General features: G+C 60.2%; 22 protein-coding genes. 17 read left to right on the top strand and 5 right to left on the bottom strand.

Annotated features, from left to right (window positions below; all coding sequences use genetic code 11):
* Positions 1 to 172: 172 nt before the first annotated feature.
* Positions 173 to 841, top strand: a complete 669-nt coding sequence (locus tag FIU93_RS12070; RefSeq protein WP_055656098.1) for an OmpA family protein — start codon at positions 173 to 175, stop codon at positions 839 to 841.
* 140 nt (positions 842 to 981) lie between these two features.
* On the opposite strand, the gene FIU93_RS12065 is transcribed toward FIU93_RS12070, so the two are convergent.
* Positions 982 to 2193, bottom strand: a complete 1212-nt coding sequence (locus FIU93_RS12065; protein WP_173017305.1) for a caspase family protein — start codon at positions 2191 to 2193, stop codon at positions 982 to 984.
* A 280-nt stretch (positions 2194 to 2473) separates the two neighbouring features.
* On the opposite strand from FIU93_RS12065, the gene FIU93_RS12060 reads away from it, so the two are divergent.
* From FIU93_RS12060 to FIU93_RS12045, 4 genes are all read left to right on the top strand, one after another.
* Positions 2474 to 3460: an OmpA family protein gene (locus FIU93_RS12060; protein WP_173017304.1), complete on the top strand. Its 987-nt coding sequence runs from the start codon at positions 2474 to 2476 to the stop codon at positions 3458 to 3460.
* 10 nt (positions 3461 to 3470) lie between these two features.
* Positions 3471 to 5075, top strand: coding sequence for a caspase family protein (locus tag FIU93_RS12055; RefSeq protein WP_152505692.1), 1605 nt, complete (start codon positions 3471 to 3473; stop codon positions 5073 to 5075).
* Entirely contained in the window at positions 5072 to 6517 is a 1446-nt protein-coding gene (locus FIU93_RS12050) for a caspase family protein (RefSeq protein ID WP_152505691.1), read from the top strand. Before FIU93_RS12055 ends, FIU93_RS12050 begins: the two co-directional genes overlap by 4 nt.
* 76 nt (positions 6518 to 6593) lie before the next feature.
* The gene (locus tag FIU93_RS12045) at positions 6594 to 8093 is read left to right on the top strand and encodes an SH3 domain-containing protein (protein ID WP_173017303.1); all 1500 of its coding nucleotides are present in this window, start codon (positions 6594 to 6596) and stop codon (positions 8091 to 8093) included.
* A 52-nt stretch (positions 8094 to 8145) separates the two neighbouring features.
* On the opposite strand, the gene FIU93_RS12040 is transcribed toward FIU93_RS12045, so the two are convergent.
* Positions 8146 to 9252, bottom strand: coding sequence for a YeeE/YedE family protein (locus FIU93_RS12040; protein WP_152505689.1), 1107 nt, complete (start codon positions 9250 to 9252; stop codon positions 8146 to 8148).
* Between the two features lie 125 nt (positions 9253 to 9377).
* Here FIU93_RS12040 and FIU93_RS12035 point away from each other — a divergent pair, with 125 nt between their 5' ends.
* Positions 9378 to 10316 (top strand): MBL fold metallo-hydrolase, encoded by a 939-nt coding sequence (locus FIU93_RS12035; protein WP_152505688.1) that lies wholly within the window; start codon positions 9378 to 9380, stop codon positions 10314 to 10316.
* 24 nt (positions 10317 to 10340) lie between these two features.
* On the opposite strand, the gene FIU93_RS12030 is transcribed toward FIU93_RS12035, so the two are convergent.
* From FIU93_RS12030 to FIU93_RS12020, 3 genes are all read right to left on the bottom strand, one after another.
* Positions 10341 to 11447, bottom strand: a complete 1107-nt coding sequence (locus FIU93_RS12030) for a YeeE/YedE family protein (RefSeq protein WP_077291947.1) — start codon at positions 11445 to 11447, stop codon at positions 10341 to 10343.
* A 144-nt stretch (positions 11448 to 11591) separates the two neighbouring features.
* Positions 11592 to 11942: a metalloregulator ArsR/SmtB family transcription factor gene (locus FIU93_RS12025; protein ID WP_023003236.1), complete on the bottom strand. Its 351-nt coding sequence runs from the start codon at positions 11940 to 11942 to the stop codon at positions 11592 to 11594.
* Between the two features lie 91 nt (positions 11943 to 12033).
* Positions 12034 to 12408: a transcriptional regulator gene (locus FIU93_RS12020; RefSeq protein WP_152505687.1), complete on the bottom strand. Its 375-nt coding sequence runs from the start codon at positions 12406 to 12408 to the stop codon at positions 12034 to 12036.
* Between the two features lie 92 nt (positions 12409 to 12500).
* Between FIU93_RS12020 and FIU93_RS12015 the strand changes: the two genes are divergently transcribed.
* From FIU93_RS12015 to FIU93_RS11965, 11 genes are all read left to right on the top strand, one after another.
* The gene (locus tag FIU93_RS12015) at positions 12501 to 13235 is read left to right on the top strand and encodes a cytochrome c biogenesis protein CcdA (RefSeq protein WP_023003234.1); all 735 of its coding nucleotides are present in this window, start codon (positions 12501 to 12503) and stop codon (positions 13233 to 13235) included.
* Positions 13236 to 13267: 32 nt separating this feature from the next.
* The gene (locus FIU93_RS12010; protein ID WP_023003233.1) at positions 13268 to 13861 is read left to right on the top strand and encodes a thioredoxin family protein; all 594 of its coding nucleotides are present in this window, start codon (positions 13268 to 13270) and stop codon (positions 13859 to 13861) included.
* A 177-nt stretch (positions 13862 to 14038) separates the two neighbouring features.
* Positions 14039 to 14518, top strand: a complete 480-nt coding sequence (soxX, locus tag FIU93_RS12005) for a sulfur oxidation c-type cytochrome SoxX (RefSeq protein ID WP_152505686.1) — start codon at positions 14039 to 14041, stop codon at positions 14516 to 14518.
* A 23-nt stretch (positions 14519 to 14541) separates the two neighbouring features.
* Positions 14542 to 14991 carry a thiosulfate oxidation carrier protein SoxY gene (soxY, locus tag FIU93_RS12000; protein WP_023014500.1) on the top strand — a complete coding sequence of 150 codons (450 nt, stop codon included), beginning with the start codon at positions 14542 to 14544 and terminating at the stop codon, positions 14989 to 14991.
* Between the two features lie 97 nt (positions 14992 to 15088).
* Positions 15089 to 15415 carry a thiosulfate oxidation carrier complex protein SoxZ gene (soxZ, locus tag FIU93_RS11995; RefSeq protein WP_023003230.1) on the top strand — a complete coding sequence of 109 codons (327 nt, stop codon included), beginning with the start codon at positions 15089 to 15091 and terminating at the stop codon, positions 15413 to 15415.
* 173 nt (positions 15416 to 15588) lie between these two features.
* Positions 15589 to 16419, top strand: coding sequence for a sulfur oxidation c-type cytochrome SoxA (gene soxA / locus FIU93_RS11990; RefSeq protein WP_152507576.1), 831 nt, complete (start codon positions 15589 to 15591; stop codon positions 16417 to 16419).
* 212 nt (positions 16420 to 16631) lie between these two features.
* Entirely contained in the window at positions 16632 to 18326 is a 1695-nt protein-coding gene (gene soxB / locus FIU93_RS11985; protein WP_152505685.1) for a thiosulfohydrolase SoxB, read from the top strand.
* A gap of 33 nt (positions 18327 to 18359) precedes the next feature.
* Positions 18360 to 19634 carry a sulfite dehydrogenase gene (soxC, locus tag FIU93_RS11980; RefSeq protein ID WP_152505684.1) on the top strand — a complete coding sequence of 425 codons (1275 nt, stop codon included), beginning with the start codon at positions 18360 to 18362 and terminating at the stop codon, positions 19632 to 19634.
* Positions 19618 to 20739, top strand: a complete 1122-nt coding sequence (locus tag FIU93_RS11975; RefSeq protein ID WP_152505683.1) for a c-type cytochrome — start codon at positions 19618 to 19620, stop codon at positions 20737 to 20739. Before soxC ends, FIU93_RS11975 begins: the two co-directional genes overlap by 17 nt.
* Positions 20740 to 20826: 87 nt before the next feature.
* Positions 20827 to 21270: a DsrE family protein gene (locus tag FIU93_RS11970; protein WP_286145741.1), complete on the top strand. Its 444-nt coding sequence runs from the start codon at positions 20827 to 20829 to the stop codon at positions 21268 to 21270.
* A gap of 251 nt (positions 21271 to 21521) precedes the next feature.
* Positions 21522 to 22268 carry a Crp/Fnr family transcriptional regulator gene (locus tag FIU93_RS11965; RefSeq protein WP_152505682.1) on the top strand — a complete coding sequence of 249 codons (747 nt, stop codon included), beginning with the start codon at positions 21522 to 21524 and terminating at the stop codon, positions 22266 to 22268.
* Positions 22269 to 22272: the final 4 nt, after the last annotated feature.

Raw genomic sequence — 22272 nt, 5'->3', positions numbered from 1 at the left:
TCATTCAATCCAATTGTCTGCAATTTGATTTTGTAAGGCCGCAAATGTGGCAGGGATGATGGGACAGCGTCAAATATCCAACTGACGCAGTGGCCACTTTCATTTTTTGCCAGCCGTATGGTAGAAACGGATCAATCCGTGAAACGACCACGTAACGGTTCGGGATATTGCCATGAAGCCTTTTGCATTTCTTTTGATTTTTATTTCCCTGGCTCTGCCTGCCGCGGCGCAAAGCACTATCACACTTGAGGATTTCGATCTTGGCGGCGACACCAAACCTGCAACTTCCGCCTCGCGTGACGCCAGTGCCCCGGCGGAGACCGACATGGAAAAATGCCTGCTTGATCAGGCCGCCTGCAGCAACTCGGAATTCAAGTCAAACACCGCCCTGTCGATGGACGATGTAGTGAACCTCAAGCTTGTCGATCGAGAAGGTGCTGCCTCCACCCCGCCACCAGTCGGCGGCTCTTCGGAAACTGCGTCATCGGCTCCACTGCCGACGATCGACATGGAAATCCTGTTCGACTACAACTCGGCATCGCTGCGTCCGGACCAGGCCGCGAAGATTACCGAACTCTCGCGCATTCTGAGCCAGGACAAGTTCAAGAACTATCGCTTCCTGCTGCTTGGCCATACGGATGCAAAGGGCAGCGCACAGTACAATCTTGCCCTCTCGCAGCAACGCGCCCAGACGGTAGCAGGTTTCGTTGCAGCCTGGGGTGGGCTTTCAGAGCAGCGTGTTCTGGCAAGCGGAATGGGCGCCTCCAGGCTGAAGGACCAGAGCGATCCCTACGGCGAACAGAACCGCCGCGTCCAGCTGGTCCTGCTGCCGGTCAACTGATCCTCACAAGAGGACCTGCCTACACAGTCGCCTCCCCGACGTCCTCCCGGCCAATCGAAGCGCGGGCTGGGATGCACAGGCCTTTCGGTCTCAGAGCGCGGGCGCATCTTCGTTGAAAGCGACCCGCCTCTTCTCCTGCGTCAGTTGATCTTGAACTCGGCAAAATGATAGGCGACCCGTTCCGGGTCGGACCCGATGGTCCCGGACATCTCGTTTTGCGCGAGCTGTCCGTTGATGCGCCTGAGCACTTCCTTTTTCTGCTGATCGGAAAGAGCCGGTCCCATTGAACAGAAGAAGCCGATGCGGTTCGCCCCCTTCTCGTCCGCTTCTTCCACGACCAGCCCATAGCGCGAGCCGGGCGAGATTTCGTACCGGATCTTGCCGCCGCCGAGTTCAACCGTCTTGAAGTACGAAGTCGGGATCGGCGTCACCCGGTTTGACGGTGTTATGTTAAAGAAATCCGGTGCGCACTGCTGCGGCACATCCGCCAGAACCGAGACTTCCTCGCCGGCACTGACCGAACCGGGATAGACCGCCAGCAGGGTCTGCTGATCATCTGTCTCCGGAGCGGCTGCGTTTGTGCGCTTGAAATAGAATTCCGTCTGCATCTGAGACAGCTGCTGCGGCCGCTGCTCGCCGTCGGTTTCTGCCATCACGTCACGCGTCACCCGCTTCATCAAGACGGAGACTTCCGCATCCGGTGTGGCGACGTGGCGGGCCAGCGCCTTGGCAAAAGGCGAGTTCTGTCCGGCACCATCCTTTGCAACGGAATTCGGCAAGGTGGCGAAAGTGACCAGCATGTCACCAACCGTGCGGATGGGGGCAAGCCCGCGGGTGATCCCGGCGGACCGCCCGTCGGAGGAGGACTGCGACAACAGATGTTCGGCAAAGGGGTTGTTGCGGCAGGCATCAAGGAACAGGAGACTGATCGGCACCTCTTCCATCACCTCCATGAACGAACGCAGGCTGACCGTTTCCCGTTCGATCGAGGTCGCAGATTTCAGTTGCGCATCGACAGGGATCAGAAAATTCTCACCATCCTTCTGAATGCCATGGCCTGCGAAATAGAGCACCGCCACATCCAGGTCCGGAGCACGATCGGCAAGATCGTCCAGGACCTTGCCAAGACCGTCCTCATCAAGGTCGAAATGAACCGAAACTTCGAATCCGACCGCTTCCAGCGACTTGGCGACAAGATCCGCATCCCGTCCCGGGTTTCCGAGCCGGCCGATCTTCTCGTAGGACGAATTACCGATAACGAGCGCAAAGCGGTTTTCGTCTGCCTGCGCCAGACCGGCGGCCATCAGAAAAAGACAGCAGAACCCCGTCAGAAGCCTGACACATCTCGACATTTGACCGCCCGGCACGACTGCAACCTCATACTTAGAAATCATCAATTTGAAATACCTCATGACGCCCTGACAATTGACTCAAGCGACCCTGCGTGATGTTGTCTTGCGAACAGATTGAAACGCAATAAGGAACGGAGAAGCAACCGGGATTTTACACCGGTGCGTCAGTTGCAACGTCTGCGAGCCTGGAAACAACCGCCCCTCAACCTTTCGCTGCAAACACCCGCCAGACCGACCTATTTTATAATTTATCATGCAAGAGTTGGAGAGACTTTCCAGCATGTCGCTTACCCGAACTGTTTTACCCGCCCGCCTTATGCATCTGGCAGGCCTTGCCGTCTCCGCCGTCATCGCCCTGCCCCTCCTGACCACTGACGCATCCGCCCAACTCGTTTCATGCGAGAGCATTCAGAAGGACTGGCTTGCGATGCCGCTGAGCGCCGGTCACGAAGACCGCGTCAGGATCTACGACCAGGCCTTCAATGACAGCGATTGCGACGGCATGGTGGTGGAAGGCTTCGGCAAGGAAATCATCGATGCCCGGCTCGACGTCATCGCGCCGTTTCAGGATCTTGAAGGCTATACCGGCAACCTTGAAACCCTGAAACAGGACCTGGCCGACATTCAGGAATTCGGCAGCCACTGGCGTATTTCCTATCTGCTCGGAGAAATTCTGCGCAAGCAGCAGCAAACCCTGCCCGCGTTCCGCGCTTATCAGGAAGCCCTTGGCCTGGTGGACGACACCGAGCTGACCCCTGCGGAACCGGCACATGCCATGATCGCCCGGCTGCGCGACCGCCTGGATGAACTGGCAGTGGTCGTGGCCCAGATTTCAGAGGAACCGGCAGACATCAAGATCCCGGTCACCCGCAGTGGACAGTCGATCTCGCAATACAGCTTTTCCACGCGCGGCTACAAACGCAAGAAGACGCTGGTTCCGATCCAGTTCGTCTATGATCAGGATGTCATGACCAAAGCCGGTCGGACCAGCTTTGAAGACGTGCAGGAGGCCCTGGAAAAGCAGGGCTCCCCGGACATCCAGGTCGTCGGCCATACCGATCCGGTCGGCTCTGATGCCTACAACATGCAACTGTCCATGAAGCGTGCCGAGGCCGTACGTAGCGCCTTGCTGGCAGCCGGATACTCCGGCTCCATCGAGGTGCTTGGCATGGGTGAAAGCCAGCCGTTCCAGTTCGACGATCCATCCCTCTACACCGAGGACGTGCGCAATCAGGCGCACCGACGTGTTGAATTCGTCCAGAAATAGGCCGGCCCGCATGACCAGATCCATTCTGCCGGCCTCCGCGGCTTTCCTGAAAAAGCGGGTGCCGGGATTTGCCCCTGCCCTCGTGCTTGCAGCAGGCCTTGCCGCGCCGCTTCCCGCATTTGCAGGCAATCTCTACGGCCTCGTCATCGGCATTGACGACTATCAGCACATCACCGACCTCAAGGGCGCCGTCAATGACGCCAGAGATGTTGCCGGAACACTGGAAAAGCTGGAGGCCAGCAAGGTCATCCTGCTGACCGATGCCGACGCCACGCGGGACAACGTCTTTGCATCGTGGCGGGAGCTGACGGAACTTGCCGGCCCGGGGGATACGCTGGTGTTTCATTATGCAGGTCACGGTGCCCGGCAGGAAGCGATCCTTCCCGGGCACGAAGAACTCGACAACATGTTCCTGCTGGCGGGCTTCGACGAAACCGGCCCGGGTGTCAACGAGCGCATCATCGACAACGAGGTCGGCCATCTGCTGGCCGAAGAAAGGGAAGCAACCGTCGTCTTCGTCGCCGACAGCTGTTTTGCAGGCGATATGGCCCGGGCAGCCGATTTCCGCGCCGAAGTAAATGTGCGCGTTGCTGATGTTCGGGTCGACAAATCCTCGGACCGGGTCGCCGAGCGGGTCAGGCAACTTGGCGAAGTTGAGGAAGATGCACTTCAAAATGTCATCTGGCTTTATGCCCAGGACCGCAACAAGGTCACCCAGGAAGTGCGGATCGGCGAAGAGCTGCGCGGTGCGCTCTCCTATGCCTTTTCCCGCGCTCTTGAGGGTGAAGCGGACGGTGACAGCGACAGCGTTTTGAACACGGCCGAGCTGAAGCGTTACGTAAACAGCTCGGTCAAGCGCCATACCGAACGGCGGCAACGGCCGGAGGTCAATGCCGGATCCAGAGACCTGGAAATCCTGCTGCATGATGCTGCCGGCACGCCTGCCCCGAGCGCCGGATTGCCGGAACTGACGCTCTACACCCCACCCGGCGAGACAATTCCCGCCCTGTCAGGCATCCGCAAGGTCGACAGCAAGGCGGAGGCCGATCTGATTTACGACGGCGACGGCTCTTCACTGGTCTACAAGACCGGTGACGTGATTGCCTCGTTTCCCGCCCCGCCTTCCACCGAGGACCTGCAGGCAACCGTCGACAAATGGCGCTTCCTTGCCTTCCTGATCGGCTTTGCCGAAACTGAAGGTCCGGAACTGGACCTTTCCGACGGCAGCCGGACCTATGTCGAAGGTGAGCAGGTGACATTCTCGATCCGCTCGTCCGGCAACGAAAATGTGGTCCTGTTCAACCTCGCTTCAAACGGGGCAGTTCAACTGGTCGGCCCCGTTCGCAGAGGCAAGCGCGGTCTGGCTGCAGGCAAGCTCCGGCCTGGCCGGGCTGACAGCTTCCGCTCCGCGGTGATCCCGCCTTTCGGCGCCGACCATCTCATCGCCATCACCACACCGTCCCCCATGCCCGATCTCGTGGATGCGGTTCAGGACGCACAACAAAACAACGATCTCGCCGCCCTGGCCAAGGAAATCGGCCACACGCTCGACGGCCAGTCCTTCGGTCTGGACTGGGTCGGGCTTTATACGCGCGCAAAGGGAGACCTTCAGTGAAAACAGGATACCTCAAGGCCTTCGCGGCAACCATGTGCCTGTGCCTGTCCGCCGGCACGGTTCACGCCGCGCAAAAGGCATTGCTGATCGGCGCCGGCGTCTACCCTTATCTGGAACCGGACGCGCAGCTTTCAGGCCCTGCGAACGACGTGCGCCAGATGGCGGATTTCCTCAAGGGCGACTGGGGTTTTGCATCCTCCGATGTCCGCATCCTGGTGGAAGAAGGCGCGGCCAAGAACAACATTCTGGGTTCCATCACCGGTTGGCTCGCCAGTGAAACGAAGCCGGGTGACCGCGTCATCATTTATTATTCCGGTCACGGCTCCCAGGTTCCCGATCGCAACGGCGACGAAGAGGACGGCCTCGATGAAACCTTCGTCCCGACCGATTACGGCCGCAGGGGTGCAAGGGCCGAGGATATGCTCACCGACGACGAGATCGCTTCCGCGCTGTCCACGCTGAAGGGCCGCGAAGTGATCCTGATCGCCGATTCCTGTCATTCAGGTACGGTCAACCGCGATGTCGTGCCGGATCTTGTTTCCAAGGGTCTTGATGCGAAAGCGCGTTACCTGCCGTTTTCGGGCGTTTCCAGGTCCCTGCCGGTGGTGCGTGACGAAGAGCCTCTGGCACGCGAAACCAATGTGCATCTGACCCTGTCCGCTGCCCTGCCACACCAGCTTGCCTGGGAAACCAACGGCTCGGGCATCTTTACCCAGAACCTGATCCGGGGTCTGCGCACGCGCGAGGCCGACCTCAACGGCAATGGCCGTGTCACCACCGCGGAACTTCTGAACTATCTGCGTCCGCGCACCGAGCAATGGTGCCAGCGCGTGGAGGATTGCCGTGATCTGCAGTTCACGCCGAACATGTCACCGCGCAACGAAGCCTTCATTCTGCAACCGGCTTCGGCCGAAGGCCCCGTCCAGACGGTAACCGGAAATACCGCCGACGATGTTTCCGACGTGCTTCCGGAACAATCCTCTCAGGAAATCAAGGTCTCCATCCTGCCCGGCTCCGTACACCAGATCGGTGACGAGGTGCAATTCCAGCTCACCAGCGCGGTCGATGGCTACCTGACCCTTTTCGACCTGACCGTCGAAGACGATCTGGTGCTTCTGTTCCCGACCGATGAGGATCGCTCCGCCGGCAAGACCGGTCGCATCCGTGCCAACTCCGCGCTCACGGTTCCCGACCCGTCCTACGGATTCAGCTTCGAGGCAGAGGCACCGGCGGGCAAGGGCAAGCTGCTGGCGATCGTGACCGAGGATCCGGTGGATCTGGAAAACCTTCTTGCTGCCAACGGTGAATTCGAGCCGATCGGTGACAAGATCGATTTCATGAAGGAACTTTCCGGCCGCCTCAACAAGGTCTGGACCGCGGACAACGCCAATCGCAGCGCCCGTTGGGCGGCCGGTTATCAGGATTATGAAATCCGGCAGTAATCCCTTGGAGGCTGGCACATGCAGGCCTCCAACTTCACTTTCAGGCATCGCAAACGAGCACTTTCCCGGACCTCGTTTGGTCAAAATCATCGAGGCGGCCGGCGCCCGCTTCACTCAGCAGTCGACGGTACCCATGTTGCTCAAATCCATCGTTTTCTGTCTTTCGCTGGTTTTCTCGGTTTCGCAGCTTTCTGCCGCCGAGATTACACAGCGTCCCGATCTCGCACCGCGATTGGCACAACTGAAACCGTTGTATCCGGGCAAAGGGTCTGCCGGCAGCGTCGTCAATGAACTGCAGGGAACGATATTCCTGATTTCCGGCGTCATCGAAAAAGGCGATCTGGAAAAGCTGAAGGCTGCTCTCGACGGCACCTGGGGCAAATACATCGTCTTCGACAGCCCCGGCGGCAGCTTTCTGGAAGGCATCCGCATCGGCCAGTATCTGCAATACAACGTCGGCTCGCAGGACCCGGATCTCAACGGTGTCTTCGTTCTCAACGGTAACGAGTGCCTGTCCGCCTGCGCTCTCGCCTTCACCCTGGCAGCTACCCCGCGCAACGCTGTTTATGGTGGCGATATCCGCTTTCTGGAAGCTGGCGCGGCACTCGGGTACCACATGGCATTCCTGCCGGACGAAAAGGCCAACCAGCTTGTTGCGGTCAAGGAAGCCATGAACCTGGCCTATGAAGTGACGCAGACCTACGTCAAGCTGATCAAGGGCGGCATTGCCCCGTCAATTCTGCTGCAGGAAGCCCTGTCCCACCGTACTGCCGACAGCTTCTTTTATCTGGCTGGCGGCATTCGGTCCTACGCGATGGGCCTGACGCCGGTTTCTGCCGGCACGATTGCCGACCCGATCAACAAGAGTGCCCTTTACATGGACACGGTTGGCGCCATGTGCACCCAGCTTTTCCAGGCCGACAATTCAATCAGGAAATCTGAAGTCGAATATGAATTCGGCGCAATTGACGGATCTGGCCCGAACCCGCAGGAAACCAAGCTGGAAGATCTGATCCAAGAGTTGGGGTCACGCCGTATCGCCGCCAGCCATAACGGCGTTGCTTATTGCACCGTAGAACTTTCCGAAGACGGCACCGTCGGCATGCGCATCACCTCCGGTTCGCTACCCTGTGCGAAGGGCGGGTATGACGCCCCCACATGGTGCGCAATGCCGGGGCCCTTCGACGATACCCTGCCGAAAGTGACCAACGCGCTGCTTGCCGACGCAGCCAGTTGCCACGGCGGCACGCTGACGACCGAATACGCCTACTGGACGAGCGATGTCATCGACTATGACATCGGCGAGGAAACACCGACCGCTCTCACGGACTGGAATTCGTGGGAGCGCACCATCGCGCGGGACGTCAACGTTCGCCGGAACCCTTCTCTCGACGCGGAAGCCGTTGGCCGGGTGCAGATCGGCGACAAGGTCAAGATTTCCGATTGCCGTATCGTCTCGGGGCCGCAAGGTGTCTGGTATCAACTGTCCACCGGCGGCTGGATCAGTGCCCGCTTCGTTTCCGAATTCGACCAGTTCACCCGTCCGGCAACAGAAGAAACCATGATAGGCCGATAAGGGCCTTGAACCCGTCAGCTCCCGGCAGGCAAGGCCTCTTCCTGCTTTGCCTTCAGGCTGCGGTTTTCACCTGTTCTGCTGCAGGAGACCCACCGACTGTCTGCTGCCGGGCGTCATAGCTTGTCAGCAGGCGGTCGGCAACACCGGCAGACAGCCAGATGGCGGTCAGGGTGATCCACGCCGTCAGCGCGAAGATGGAAGCTCCCGTGATACCGGCCCCGACGGCACAGCCGCCGGCAAGCATGCCGCCGAACCCCATGAGCGTTGCTCCGGTGAGGTAGCGCGCCATCGACTTGCCGCCTTCGAACCCCTGCAGGGCGAGTTCCCGCGTCACGAAAGCCGCCAGGAACGAGCCTAGAAAGACGCCGGGCACCAAGCCCACATCGAAATCAAGCAGATCGCCCGGTGGTGACAGAACCAGCATCAGGGCATCGGCGGACGGTCCGGTGAAGGTTACACCTTCCACCTGCACGGGGTCGAAAGCCTGCCGGGCCATGGCGGATGTGAACCACCAGGCCAGGGGAATTGCCAGCCCCGCGCCCGCTGCCGCCACCAGTTGCCAGACCTTCACCCTCGACCGCCAGGCAAAGACAAGCCCCGCCACCAGCCAGAGCGCCGTGAAACCAAGCGTCACGGATGTGCTCAGCCCCAGCATCTCGGTCAGATTGTTGCCGCCGATATCCCCTGTCGTCCAAAGACCTGCAAACCATTCGCGCACCGGTTTCAACAGGCCACGCAGGCTCGCCTGGGCGACGACGGCAAAGACAAGCCCGGACAATAATGCCCGCAGATTGCCGGTGGCCGAAAGCACCAGCAGACGGCTTGCGCATCCGCGTGCCAGCACCATGCCGGTGCCGAACATCAACCCGCCCAGCAAAGCTCCGGAGAGGCTTTGCGGCGATGCCAACTGGCGGGCTTCATTTGCCTGCACTTCGCCCAGGAGGATCAGCACTTGCGTGCACAGAACCGCCGCGGAAAAGGTCAGGAGCCAGACAGGCAACCGGTCCTTCGGCGCACCGCGCGAGAATTCCAGGCTGGCGGCGCGCAGGCAAAAGCGGCTTTGCTGGGCAAAGGCGCCAAAAAGGACGCCGACAACCAGCCCGCCGATTGCCAGCAACCAGGGCTCGGAAATTTCGTCCAGAAGAAATGTCAGGTCCATGGGCCCCTCCCGGGCACACTGCGTCCTCGATTGCCACCAGCTTGGTGCCCTTTCGCTTCAACGGGCATTGACCTCTCTCAATGAAACATAGATAAATTCAAAAGTTTGAATATGTGGAGGATGCCATGTCCGGGCAATTTCGGAAAGATCTGACGAGACGCAACGTTCTTGCCGGAGGCCTCGCGTTTGCGACCGCGGGTTTTGCCAGCCGGATAACGCCTGCCTTCGCAACCGCGAACCTGACCCTCGGCGCACACGACATCACCGTCTTTTCCGACGGTCATCTGACCCTGCCGATGAACTTCATTTTGCCAGAGCAAAGCGAAGAAGAGATCGCGGCGCTGCTGAAACCCCATGGCCTTGCCACGGACACTCTGACGCCGGATTGCAACATCACATTGCTCCGCACCGGCGACCGCATAGTCCTCTTCGACGTCGGATCAGGTGCCAATTTCCAGTCGACGGCAGGTGAGTTGCCGGACCACCTGGCGGAAGCCGGTATCGATCCGTCGGACATCACCGACATTGTCTTCACCCACGCCCACCCTGACCATCTTTGGGGCATCCTGGACGATTTCGACGATCCGCTTTACCCGGAAGCGCAGATCTGGATGCCACAGGCCGAATGGGACTACTGGCGCGCCGACGATACGCTGGCCAAGACGCCGGAGGAGCGCAAGAGTTTCGTGGTCGGGGCACAGGCACGTTTCGACGTGATCGAAGACCGGGTGAACATGATCAAGCCGGGCCAGGAAGTGCTTCCAGGCGTTGAGGCGGTCGACACGGCGGGTCACACTCCGGGGCACATGTCCTACATGCTGCACGGCGGATCCGAGAGCCTGCTGGTGGTGGGCGACGCGATTTCCAACACAGTGATTTCTTTCGAAAAACCCGGCTGGGCGTCCGGCTCCGATCAGGACCGCGAAATGGGCATTGCCACCCGCAAGGCGCTGCTCGACCGACTGGCGCAAGATGGCTCCCGCGTCATCGGTTACCACTTCCCCCACCCCGGTGGAGGACACGTGGAACGCACCGGCGATGCCTACAGTTTCGTCGCAGCCTGAACTGCTGGATGAAAGGTGCCTGTATCACTCCGCCGCCGAGTGATGGGCACTGCCCTGGTTGCGCTGGAAGGCGGCAAGGACGTTGCCTTCCACAAGCCAGGCAAGCCCGACCCGCGCACCGAGTGCCATGGATACCATCACGATGGGCGCGGAAATCGCCAGCGTGGAAAAGCCGGTAATGCCCTGCCCCACCGTGCAGCCCATGGAAAACACGCCGCCGACCCCCATCAGGGTGCCACCCAGAAGATGGCGGCCGAGTTCGCGTGCATCGTCGCACGCTTCCCAGCGGATATCCCGTTTCCACATGGCCGCGACCACGGCGCCGACCAGTGTACCGGCAATCAGACCGACACCATAGTCCGGCAAGGTCCCCGTATAGGTGATCAGCTGCATGATGGTGTCGCCGACCGGTACCACGAAGGATCCGGCCTCGATCTGGATCGGATCGAAGGAGCGTCCCGCAAGGAAGGTTGTCGCCCACCAGCCGAAGGCGATCACGCTGCCGATGACAACACCGGTTCCGATCTTGCTCCATTGCCGGCGATAGGACGCCGATTTGAAGATCCAGAACAGACCGGCCAAAGCGAGCACGATGGCAACCACACCCTGCAGCTTCATGCCCACCAGGGTCGAGACAATGTCGCCCATGGACTGGCTGCCGCTTGCGGTGAAGGAAACGGCAAGATCATCGACGATCGGCACCCGCACGATGCCGACGATGCCCCTTTGGGCTGCCAGTGCCGACAGGCCGATGACGGTCAGCACCACGAGCGCCCGCAGACTTCCGCCTCCCAGACGCAGAACCGCGCCGAAGCCGCAGGTGCCGACAAGCGCCATGCCGATGCCGAACATGAAGCCGCCGAGAATGGCGCCCGTCCAGGCAAATTCCGGTGACAGGTAAAAGGAGGCAGCCGTGTCGGCCATGCCGAAGGCGACGAGCAGCTGTGTGCCGATCAGTGCGGATACGGAAGCAAGCACCCAGGTCCTGAGCGCGCTGCTGTCGCCCGCGTACCAGTGCCTTTCCAAGGCCGACAGCGTGCAGAAGTGGTTTGACCTGGCAACGAACCCCAGCACGCACCCCGCGAGCACACCGAGAAGCGGTGTCAGCACCGCCGGATCGAGATTGACCATGCGCGTCCTACCCTCCGCCGGTTATTCCGGCCGCGTTTCCCGTACTCGCTCTTTCGGCGATTTTTCAAACCGTAGCAGGCAGCGAAATTTGCAGCAATCGATCTCGTTGCTGCATCGCACGCCCGTATGTTGCGTTACCTGCGATTATTTTTCAGGTGCACGCACGTCCTTGCAGAACAGCTCGTAAAGGCTCGAAATGATCGAACTCACCTCATCGTTCATGAGGCTGTAGTAGATCATCCGCCCGTCGCGCCGCGACTGCACAAGGCCTTCCAGGCGAAGCCGTGCAAGCTGCTGGGAAACCGCGGCCTGCGGCATTGTCAGGATCTCTTCGAGCTCGGAAACCGACTTTTCGCCTTCAGACAGCAGACACAGGATGACAAGGCGTACTTCGTGCGAAAGGGCCTTGAGCAGATCGCTCGCCTTCCGCGCCTGCTCCATCAGCAGGTCGAGGTCCTTCGCATCCAGGTTCTTGTCAAAGGCCGGCAGTATCATCCGGAACCCACACCCTTTTCAGCATTGCCATTGCAGCGCACAAAACCGCTTTTCAGATTCATGCCTCAACTTCAGCACCGGATCAACAGCATCACTTGCTCGTGTCCGGAAGCTTTCCCAACATATCGGTCAGCAGCGGCCAGAAGAAGTGCTCTCCCGGATAGCCGCGCAGACGGTCGATTTCAACGCCGTCGGCCACCAGAATGAAGGTTGGCGTCATCCGCTCTTTCGGTATGCCGGCCAGGTCCTGCGGCCAGGCGTCGGTAATATCGACGCGGCGCAACGGCGCTTGCCGGCCTTCCGACGTCTTCGGATAGGCGATGCCGATTTCCTCGTTCCAGCGTTTGCACCAGACACACCCCGGCTGCACAAGCATGACCAGCTCGGCACTCCAGGCGGGCAACGCCTGAAACAGGCCGGAAACCAACACTCCGGCAAGGATCATCGCACGTGTCGCGACGGACATTTTGCAGTCTCCACATTTCTTCCATTGCAATATATAGGAACTTTTGAATATTTTAAAGCAACCGAAGATCGAGTTTCTCTGGGAGGAAATGAATGCTCGATGTTTCTCTGGGCGCTGCCTTTCTGGCAGGTCTGCTTTCATTCATTTCGCCTTGTGTCTTGCCGATTGTGCCGCCCTACCTGTGTTACCTGGCCGGTGTCAGCGTCGATGAACTGAAGGGCGACACGGCCACGGCCGAAACGGGTCGCCGGGTGATTCTGGCGGCGATCGCCTTCGTGCTCGGCTTTTCGCTCGTCTTTGTCGCCCTCGGTGCAACGGCCAGCGTCATCGGCCAGTCGATCGCCCGCTACTACGATATCCTGTCTTATGTTGCAGGCGCGATCATCATCGTCATGGGCCTGCATTTTCTCGGTGTCTTTCGCATCGGGCTCCTGTTCCGCGAAGCCCGCATTCATGTGGAACGCAAGCCCGCGGGTCTGGTTGGAGCCTTCGTCATGGGCCTGGCGTTCGCGTTCGGCTGGACACCGTGCGTCGGCCCGGTTCTGGCGGCAATCCTGTTCGTTGCCGGATCGTCGGACACCACCTGGCACGGCGCCGGACTGCTTGCGGTCTATGCACTCGGCATCGGTCTGCCTTTCATCCTGGCGGCAGCATTTGCCAGCCGGTTCCTGAAACTGGCCGGCCGTTTCCGCAAACACATGGGCACGGTGGAAAAGATCATGGGCGGCCTCCTGGTGCTCACCGGCCTGCTGTTCATCACCGGGCAAATGTCGGCAATCGCCTTCTGGCTACTCGAAACTTTCCCGGTTTTCTCACAAATCGGCTGACCGGCCATTTCCGGTCCAGGGAGGACAATGACATGCGTATCTGGAAACAATTGGTGCTGGCAGTCGAGCTCTTGGCGGCCCTGACCACAACGGCGCTCGCCGCAACGCTCGGCGACGATGGCCTGCACAAGCAGCCCTGGTTCACCGTAACCTTCCGCGACATAGGCGAAGACATTGAAACCGCGGCAGGAGAAGGCAAGCGCCTTGCAATCATCTTTGAACAACGTGGCTGCATCTATTGCCGCCAGATGCACGAAAAGATCCTCTCCGACCCGGAAGTGACCGACTACATCAAAGAGAACTTCATGGTCGTGCAATACAACATGTTCGGCGACGAGGAAGTGATCGACCTGGACGGCGAAGAACTGACCGAAAAGACCGCCGCGCGCAAATGGGGCTATGTCTTCACACCCACAATCGTGTTCCTGCCGGAAGAGGTTCCGAGCGAGGGAACCGTGTCGGAAGTGGCCGTTGCGACGATGCCTGGCGCCTTCGGCAAGTGGACCTTCCTGAACATGTTTCGCTGGGTTCAGGAAAAAGGCTACGAAGGCGACGAGCATTTCCAGAAGTATCATGCCCGCATAATCAACGAGTTGCGCGAAAAAGGCCGCCTCGACGCGGAATAGGAAGAGCGGATAAAACAGGTTTATGCCGGATACGGCAAAAGGCCTATTGCATAACATATGCAAAAAATCATATCTTTTAATATGAGGAGGACAGGCAGGCTGGGGAATCGGACCTGCCGAAGGAACGCAAACGGCACCACAGCCGGCCGTTCCGCACTGAGGAGGAAAGCCGACACAATGTTCAAGGGCGCGACACATTTCAGCCTGCCGGCGGCCTTTGCCGGCCTAGCCGTCCTGGCCGCTTCCGCAGCGACCGCCGGAACGGTTGCTCCGGACAGCGTTCCCATCGTCGATATGGAACTGTCCGAATCCCTGACGGGCGTTCAGGGAGACCCGCAGGCCGGACGCGAAGCCTTCGCCGACCGCAAGAAGGGCAACTGCCTGGCTTGCCATGCCAATGCCGATCTCAGCGACCAGCTGTTCCACGGCGAAGTCGGCCCCGTCCTCGACGGTGCCGCCGACCGCTGGAGCGAGGCGCAACTGCGCGCCATCGTGGTCAACAGCAAGGACGTCTTCGGCGAACAGACCATCATGCCCGGTTTCTACACCCTGAAGGTGGGCATCAACGTCGACGAGGAATTCGCCGGCAAAACCATCCTGTCAGCGCAAGAGGTAGAGGACGTCGTCGCCTATCTCATGACGCTGAAAGAGAATTGATCTCGGGTTTCAAGGAGCAAGAGATGAGCTTTACAAGACGCCAGGTGTTTGGTCTCACGATCGGAGCCGCTGCATTCGTGGCCGCCGGATCGCGGGTTTCCTTCGCCGCAACCGACCAGACCGAAGAGGCCATCAAGGCCTTCACCGGCGGAGCAGATCCCAAGGAGGGAACAGTTTCCCTCGACACGCCGGAAATTGCCGAGAACGGCAACACGGTGCCGGTCGGCGTATCCGTCGACAGCCCGATGACGGCAGACAGCTTCGTTGAATCTGTCCTGATCCTGGCCGACGGCAACCCCAACCCGGCTGTTGCGACGTTCCACTTCACTGCCATGAGCGGTGTTGCCGAAGCCAAGACCCGCATCCGGCTCGCCAAGACGCAGAACGTCATCGCGGTCGCCAAGATGAACGATGGCTCCACCTTCATCGACCGCAAGGAAGTGAAAGTCACCATCGGCGGCTGCGGCGGCTAATCCGCAACAGCGCAAGCGGCTTGTCCGCAGGACCGGCACCGGCCTTTAGCCGAACCGCCGCCCGGCAAGCAGATCAGGGATACGAAGGAACCAAATCATGGCAGATCCGAAACCGCGCGTGAAAGTGCCCAAGAAGGCAGCTGCGGGCGAAGTCATCACCATCAAGACGCTTATCAGCCACCCGATGGAATCCGGTCAGCGCAAGGACAAGGAGGGCAACCTCGTTCCGCGCCAGATCATCAACAAGTTCACCTGCGAGTTCAACGGACAGGTGGTGTTTTCCTGTGACATGGACCCGGCCGTCTCGGCGAACCCCTACATGGAGTTCAGCGCCAAGGTGAATGAAACCGGCACGTTCAAGTTCACCTGGGTCGATGACGACGGCAGCGTCTACGAATCCGAGAACAAGATCACTGTTGAATAGGCGGCGGCCCTGCATCCGCGGCTGTGACGTCCGCATGGACTGAAAAGCCCGGGACAGGGTGCATCGAGAGTGTCGGGACATCGTATCTGCAGTCGGTTGAAGGCAGGATGTTCCAGGGATCGCTCAAATCGGGAGGAGACGATTTGGCCAATAGAACGAAACGCATAGCCACCATGTTCGCAGTAACGATGGTCGGCACAAGCGCAAGCCTGGCCGGGGGGCCGGTTGACGAAAAGCTCGTTATCGACGGGGAAGTGGAGATCATGACCCGCGTACCGGCGCCGGAAGGGCACCCGTTCGACGAACTGATCTCGGGCTGGCACTACCGCACGGAAGAAACGCGTGATCTGGAGGCCGACAGCTTCCAGAACCCGGGTATGCTCTATGTGGAGCGCGGCGAGGAAATCTGGAACACCGTGGACGGTGCTGCTGGCAAGTCCTGCGCCTCCTGCCACGAGGATTCCGACGAGTTCCTCAAGGGTCTCGGCGCCAGCTATCCCAAGTGGAATGAGGACGCCGGCAAGCCGTTCAACATCGAGCTTCAGATCAACCAGTGCCGTGAACAGAACATGCAGGCAGAGCCCTACAAGTTCGACGCGGCCGATCAGAAGGCTCTGACGACCTACATCAAGCACCAGTCGCTTGGCATGCCGATGAAAGTCGATCTGAGCGAAGGCGAAATGCAGACCTGGTGGGACAAGGGCAAGGAGCTCTACTACACCCGCACGGGTCAGCTGAACCTGTCCTGTGCCACCTGCCACGAGAACTACAACGGCAACTACATCCGGGCTGACCACCTCAGCCAGGGCAGCGTCAACGGGTTCCCGACCTATCGTCTGAAGCAGGCGGACCTTGTCTCCCTGCACAACCGCTTCCGCGGATGTATCCGCGATACGCGGGCAGCCTTCCCGGCCGCCTTCTCCGATGAGCTGATGGCTCTGGAGGTCTATGTGACCTGGCGTGGCTCGGGGCTCGGCATCGAAACCCCGGCGGTTCGCCAGTAGGCTGACCGTTTAAACTCCGGCGCGGTCGCAGCCACCGCGCCGGTTTCTTTCCTGTCGCCGGCGAATTCCCGCCCGGCCAGCAGGCGGAAACAGAGGGCTGAAAACATCAATGTCCCGAACGTGGGATAACCGGGGTGCACGGCGTCGCCGTGCCTCAACGGGAAAACTGTGCAACCGGCCGGACATCGGCCGTTGGTTTGGAGTAACTGAGGATGTTCTCAAGACGTGAGTTCCTGATGGCGGCAACCGCGACAAGTGCCTTGCTCGGATCGGGCATGGCAGGATCGTGGTCGCGGCTGATGGCCCAGCAAGCCCTGACGGAAGACCAGCTCCTGGGGATGGACCCGAAAGGCAAGCTCACGCTGGTGCATATCACCGACATCCACGCCCAGCTGAAGCCGATCTACTTTCGCGAACCATCCATCAACCTGGGCATCGGCGACGTCAACGGCAAACCTCCACACGTGACCGGTGCCGATTTCCTGAAGCTCTACAACATCGAGGCCGGGTCGCCGGATGCCTATGCGCTGACCTCGGAAGACTTCGTCTCCCTTGCCAGGAGCTATGGCAAGATGGGCGGCATGGACCGGGTCGCGACCGTGATCAAGCGCATTCGCGCCGAACGCGGTGCCGACAACGTTCTCCTGCTGGATGGCGGCGACACCTGGCAGGGCAGCTACACATCGAATGTGACCGAGGGCGAAGACATGATCACGATCATGAACTCGCTGGATCCGGACGCCATGACCGGCCACTGGGAATTCACCTATGGCACCGACCGGGTGCAGGAAGTCATCGACAGCCTGCCCTTCGCCTTCCTCGGCTCCAACATCTACGACAACGAATGGGACGAGCCCGCCTTCGAGGCCTGGAAGATGTTCGAACGTGGCGGGTCCAAGGTCGCCGTCATCGGTCAGGCTTTCCCGTATACGCCGATTGCCAACCCGCGCTGGATGATCCCCGGCTGGTCCTTCGGCATCCGCGAGGAAGACATTGCCAAACATGTGACCGAGGCTCGTGACGAGGGCGCTGAAATTGTTGTGCTGCTGTCGCACAACGGCTTTGACGTCGACCGGAAGCTCGCCTCGCGCGTTGACGGCATCGATGTCATCCTGACGGGCCACACGCACGACGCCCTGCCGGAACCGGTCATCGTCAACAACACGCTGGTGATCGCCTCCGGCTCCAACGGCAAGTTTGTCTCCCGGGTCGATCTCGACGTTCAGGACGGCAAGCTGGCCGGGTATGCCTATCGCCTGATCCCGATCTTCTCCGACGTCATCACGCCAGATGCGGACATGGCTGCGCTCATCGATGAGGTTCGCGCGCCTTACGAAGCGGACCTCGCCCGCGTTCTCGGCAAGACCGAGAACCTCCTGTATCGGCGCGGCAACTTCAACGGCACCTTCGACGATCTGATCTGCCAGGCACTCCTGACCGAACGCGACGCCGAAATTGCCCTCTCACCCGGCTTCCGCTGGGGGACATCGCTTCTGCCGGGCCAGGACATTACCTTCGAGGATGTCCATAACGCCTGCGCCATGACCTATCCGGCCGCTTACCGTTCATCGATGACGGGCCAGATGCTGAAGGACATTCTGGAGGATGTCGGCGACAACCTCTTCAACAAGGACCCCTACTACCAGCAGGGTGGTGACATGGTCCGCGTTGGCGGCATGGGCTACACCATCGATCCCGGCAAGGAAATCGGCGAGCGCATCTCGGGCATGACCCTGCTCGCCACCGGCGAAGCTATCGACCCCGCCAGGGAATATGTCGTTGCCGGCTGGGCTTCGGTCAACGAGGGCACGGAAGGCCCGCCCATCTCCGAAGTCGTTGAAGCCTATCTCACAAGCAATCCCGTGGTCAGCCTGCCGGACAACCAGTCCGTCAAGCTGGCAGGATGACGCCTTTTCTTCAGAGATCCTGAGGACACGATCATGACTGACAAAACCAACTCCAAGACGCCGGGTCTTTCCAGGCGCTCCCTCTTGAAAGCAGGCTTCGCCGCAGGCGCCGTTGCAGGCACGGCTGGTGCCGCGCGCGCGGCCGGCGATCCATTGATAACCGAGATACAGGACTGGAACCGATACCTCGGTGACGGTGTGCAGGCGCGCCCTTATGGCACGCCGTCGGAATACGAGGCCAATGTGGTCCGCCGCGACGTGGAGTGGCTGACGGCCTCCACCGAGAGTTCGGTGAACTTCACACCGCTGCACGAGCTGGACGGCATCATCACGCCCAACGGCCTGTGTTTCGAGCGCCACCACGGCGGCATTGCCGACATCAATCCTGCAGATCATCGGTTGATGATCAACGGTCTGGTCGACAGCCCCCTCGTCTTCACCATGGAAGACCTGAAGCGCTTCCCGCGTGAGAACCGGGTCTACTTCCTGGAATGTGCCGCCAACTCCGGCATGGAGTGGCGTGGCTCCCAGCTCAACGGCTGTCAGTACACCCACGGCATGGTTCACTGCGTGATGTACACCGGCGTGCCGCTGAAACTGATCCTGGAAGAGGCAGGCCTGAAGACCAATGCCAAATGGGTGATGCCGGAAGGCGCCGATGCCTCGGCCATGACCCGGTCCATCCCGATGGAAAAGGCCCTCGACGACTGCCTGGTCGCCTTCAAGATGAACGGCGAGGCTCTGCGTCCCGAACAGGGTTATCCGCTGCGTCTGGTCGTGCCCGGCTGGGAAGGCAACATGTGGGTGAAATGGCTACGCCGGATCGAAGTCGGCGACGAACCCTGGCACCAGCGCGAGGAAACATCCAAATACACGGACCTTCTTGAGAACGGCAAGGCCCGCCGCTTCACCTGGGTGATGGATCCCAAGTCCGTCATCACCTCACCGAGCCCGCAGGCCCCGATCAGCCACGGCAAGGGACCGATGGTCATCTCCGGTGTCGCCTGGTCCGGCAACGGACGGATCAAGCGGGTGGATGTGTCGCTTGATGGCGGCCGGAACTGGAAAACCGCCCGCCTCGACGGCCCGAGCCTGTCGAAAGCCATGCATCGCTTCTACCTGGACATCGACTGGGACGGCTCGGACATGCTGATCCAGTCCCGCGCGATGGACGAGCACGGCTTCTTCCAGCCGACCAAGAACGAGCTGCGTGCCGCCCGCGGCGAAAACTCGATCTACCACAACAACGGCATCCAGACCTGGTATGTCAAAGCAGACGGAATGGTGGAAAATGTCGAAGTTTCTTAAAGCCCTCAGCCTAGGAACCGTGCTCGCCACCCTGCCCCTGCTTGCCGCGACGGCCCAGGCGGGAGATGCAGGAAAAGGCGAGAAGGTCTTCAAGAAATGCACTGCCTGCCACGCGGTCGGGGAAGGCGCAAAGAACAAGGTCGGTCCGGAACTGAACGAGATTTTCGGCCGTACCGCAGGATCGCTTGAGGACTACAAGTATTCCAAGGCGATGATCGAGGCCGGTGGTGGCGGGCTCGTCTGGGACGAGGCAACACTGACGACCTATCTGACCAAGCCCAAGGACATGGTCAAAGGCACCAAGATGGCCTTTGCCGGTCTGAAGAAGCAGGAAGACCTGGACAACGTGATTGCCTATCTGGCCACCTTCTCCAGTGCTGCTGCTCCCGCCGACCAGCAGGGCGCCGCAGAACCTTTGGCCACTGAAACAGAAACCGCCAACGCCGACACGGCAGCGGAGGCTCCAGCCGTACCAGTGTCCGAAGTCCGTGAAGGTGGCATCTTCGGTCTTGGCCGTGTGGCGACGGACGACGAGGTCGCCGCGTGGGACATCGACGTTCGCCCAGACGGCAGCGGCTTGCCGGAGGGCTCCGGTACGGTGGCCGATGGCGAAGTGCTGTTCACGGACAACTGCGCCGTCTGTCATGGTGACTTCGGCGAAGGTGTCGGCCGCTGGCCGGTTCTGGCCGGTGGCCAGGACACCCTGACCGAGGAACGCCCGGAAAAGACCATCGGCTCCTACTGGCCGTATCTGTCCACGGTCTACGACTATGTCCGCCGCGCCATGCCCTACGGCAACGCCCGTTCCCTGTCGGATGACGACGTTTACGCGTTGACGGCCTATCTCCTTTACCTGAACGACATCGTCGAGGACGAGGACTTCGAATTGTCGAAAGACAACTTCCTGGAGATCCGTCTTCCCAACGAGGAAAACTTCATCGCTGACGATCGCGCCGAAGAGCCGCATTATGCTGCCAAGGCCGAACCCTGCATGAGCGACTGCAAGGACAGCGCGGTCGAGATCACCATGCGCGCCCGTATTCTCGACGTGACCCCGGGATCCGTCGACGACGACGAGGCCTCCGGCATGGGAGGCGTCGACTGACATCGTTTTGCGGCAGCGGCCCGTGAAAGAAAGGCCGCCCGCGCAAGGCCGCCGCAGGATATCCTGCGGCGTTAGGAGGAGGAAACGATGGGAATGTTTTCAAGACTGGCAGTGGCCACTTCGGCCCTGCTGATGCTTGGCTCTGCCGTATTGGCAGGCGACGGCATTCACAAACTTGCCCTGCAGATCAGCGACAATGATCCGCAGAAGATGAACACCGTCTTGAACGTCGCGTCCAATGTGGCGCGCCACTACTCTGAAATCGGCGAGGAGGCCGATATCAAGATTGTTGCCTTCAATGCGGGCCTGCACATGTTCCGGGCGGATACGTCTCCCGTTTCGGACCGCATGAAATCCTTCGTGGAAAGCATGCCGAATGTCGCCTTCGAGGCTTGCGACAACACCCGCCAGGCCATGGCCAGGAAGGAAGGCAAGGACATCGAGTTTCTGGAAGGTGTCGAAGTTGTTCCCGCTGGTGCCGTCACTCTGATGGAGCTGGACGAAGACGGCTACACCATCCTGCGGCCCTAGACAGTCACAAGACCCGCCGTGCGGACAGTTGCAAGGTCCGTACGGCTTCGTCCCTTTCGGCATGTAGCCCGCCGGAACGCCCGGCTTTTGCATTTCCGCAATCAATTGTCAGCCGTTGCAGATCTTTCTTTTGCACGAAGCATTCGCGTCCGGCATCGGACGGACTTGCTTTCCCCTGTCCTTCTGCCTCAAATGGGAACCAGCAGCAGTTCTAGGCGTTTTGATGGATTGCCAATGGAGATGCCATTTGAATGACCGAAACAGTCCCGTTTCAAACCAATTGCCAAACCTGCCCCCTGAGACGGAAATCCGTATTCCGCTCGCTGGAAGACAAGGAACTGGACTTCATTTCGGATTTCAAGACCGGTGAACTGATGGTCGAAGCCGGAGCGACCATTGTTCAGGAAGAGAACAAGAGCCCGCATCTCTACACCATTCTGGATGGGTGGGCGTTTCGTCACAAGGCTTTGGCGGACGGCCGACGGCAGGTACTGAACTTTGCCCTTCCGGGCGATCTTGTCGGCCTTCAGCTTGCCGTCCTGAACGAGATGCAGCACACGGTCACTGCCCTTACCGACACCACCTTGTGCGTCTTTCAGCGCGACAGGGTCTGGTCGATCTTCAAGGACTACCCGAGCCTCGCCTTTTCAATGACCTGGATCGCAGCCCGCGAGGAACAGATCCTGGACGGGCACATCATCAGCCTGGGTCAACGTTCTGCCCTGGAACGGCTCGCCTATCTCATCCTGCATCTATACGACCGCGCGGAAACCATCGGCTATGCGAGCAATCAGGCGCTGGATGCACCGTTTTCCCAAAGCCACCTGTCTGATGCGCTTGGCATCACACCGGTTCACACCAGCCGCACGCTCCGCAAGCTTCAGGAAAAGGGGCTGATCAGCTGGGCCAAGGACCGCATCCGGATCCTGGACAGGGATGCTCTGGAAAAACTTGCCTCATACGAGAGCATGGCCGATGAGTGCCGCCCGCTCATCTGAGCGG

It is taken from the genome of Labrenzia sp. THAF35 (assembly GCF_009363595.1).
GTDB lineage: Bacteria > Pseudomonadota > Alphaproteobacteria > Rhizobiales > Stappiaceae > Roseibium > Roseibium algicola.
The sequence above is the reverse complement of the archived record's forward strand: the minus strand, read 5'-3'. Positions and strand labels throughout refer to the sequence as shown.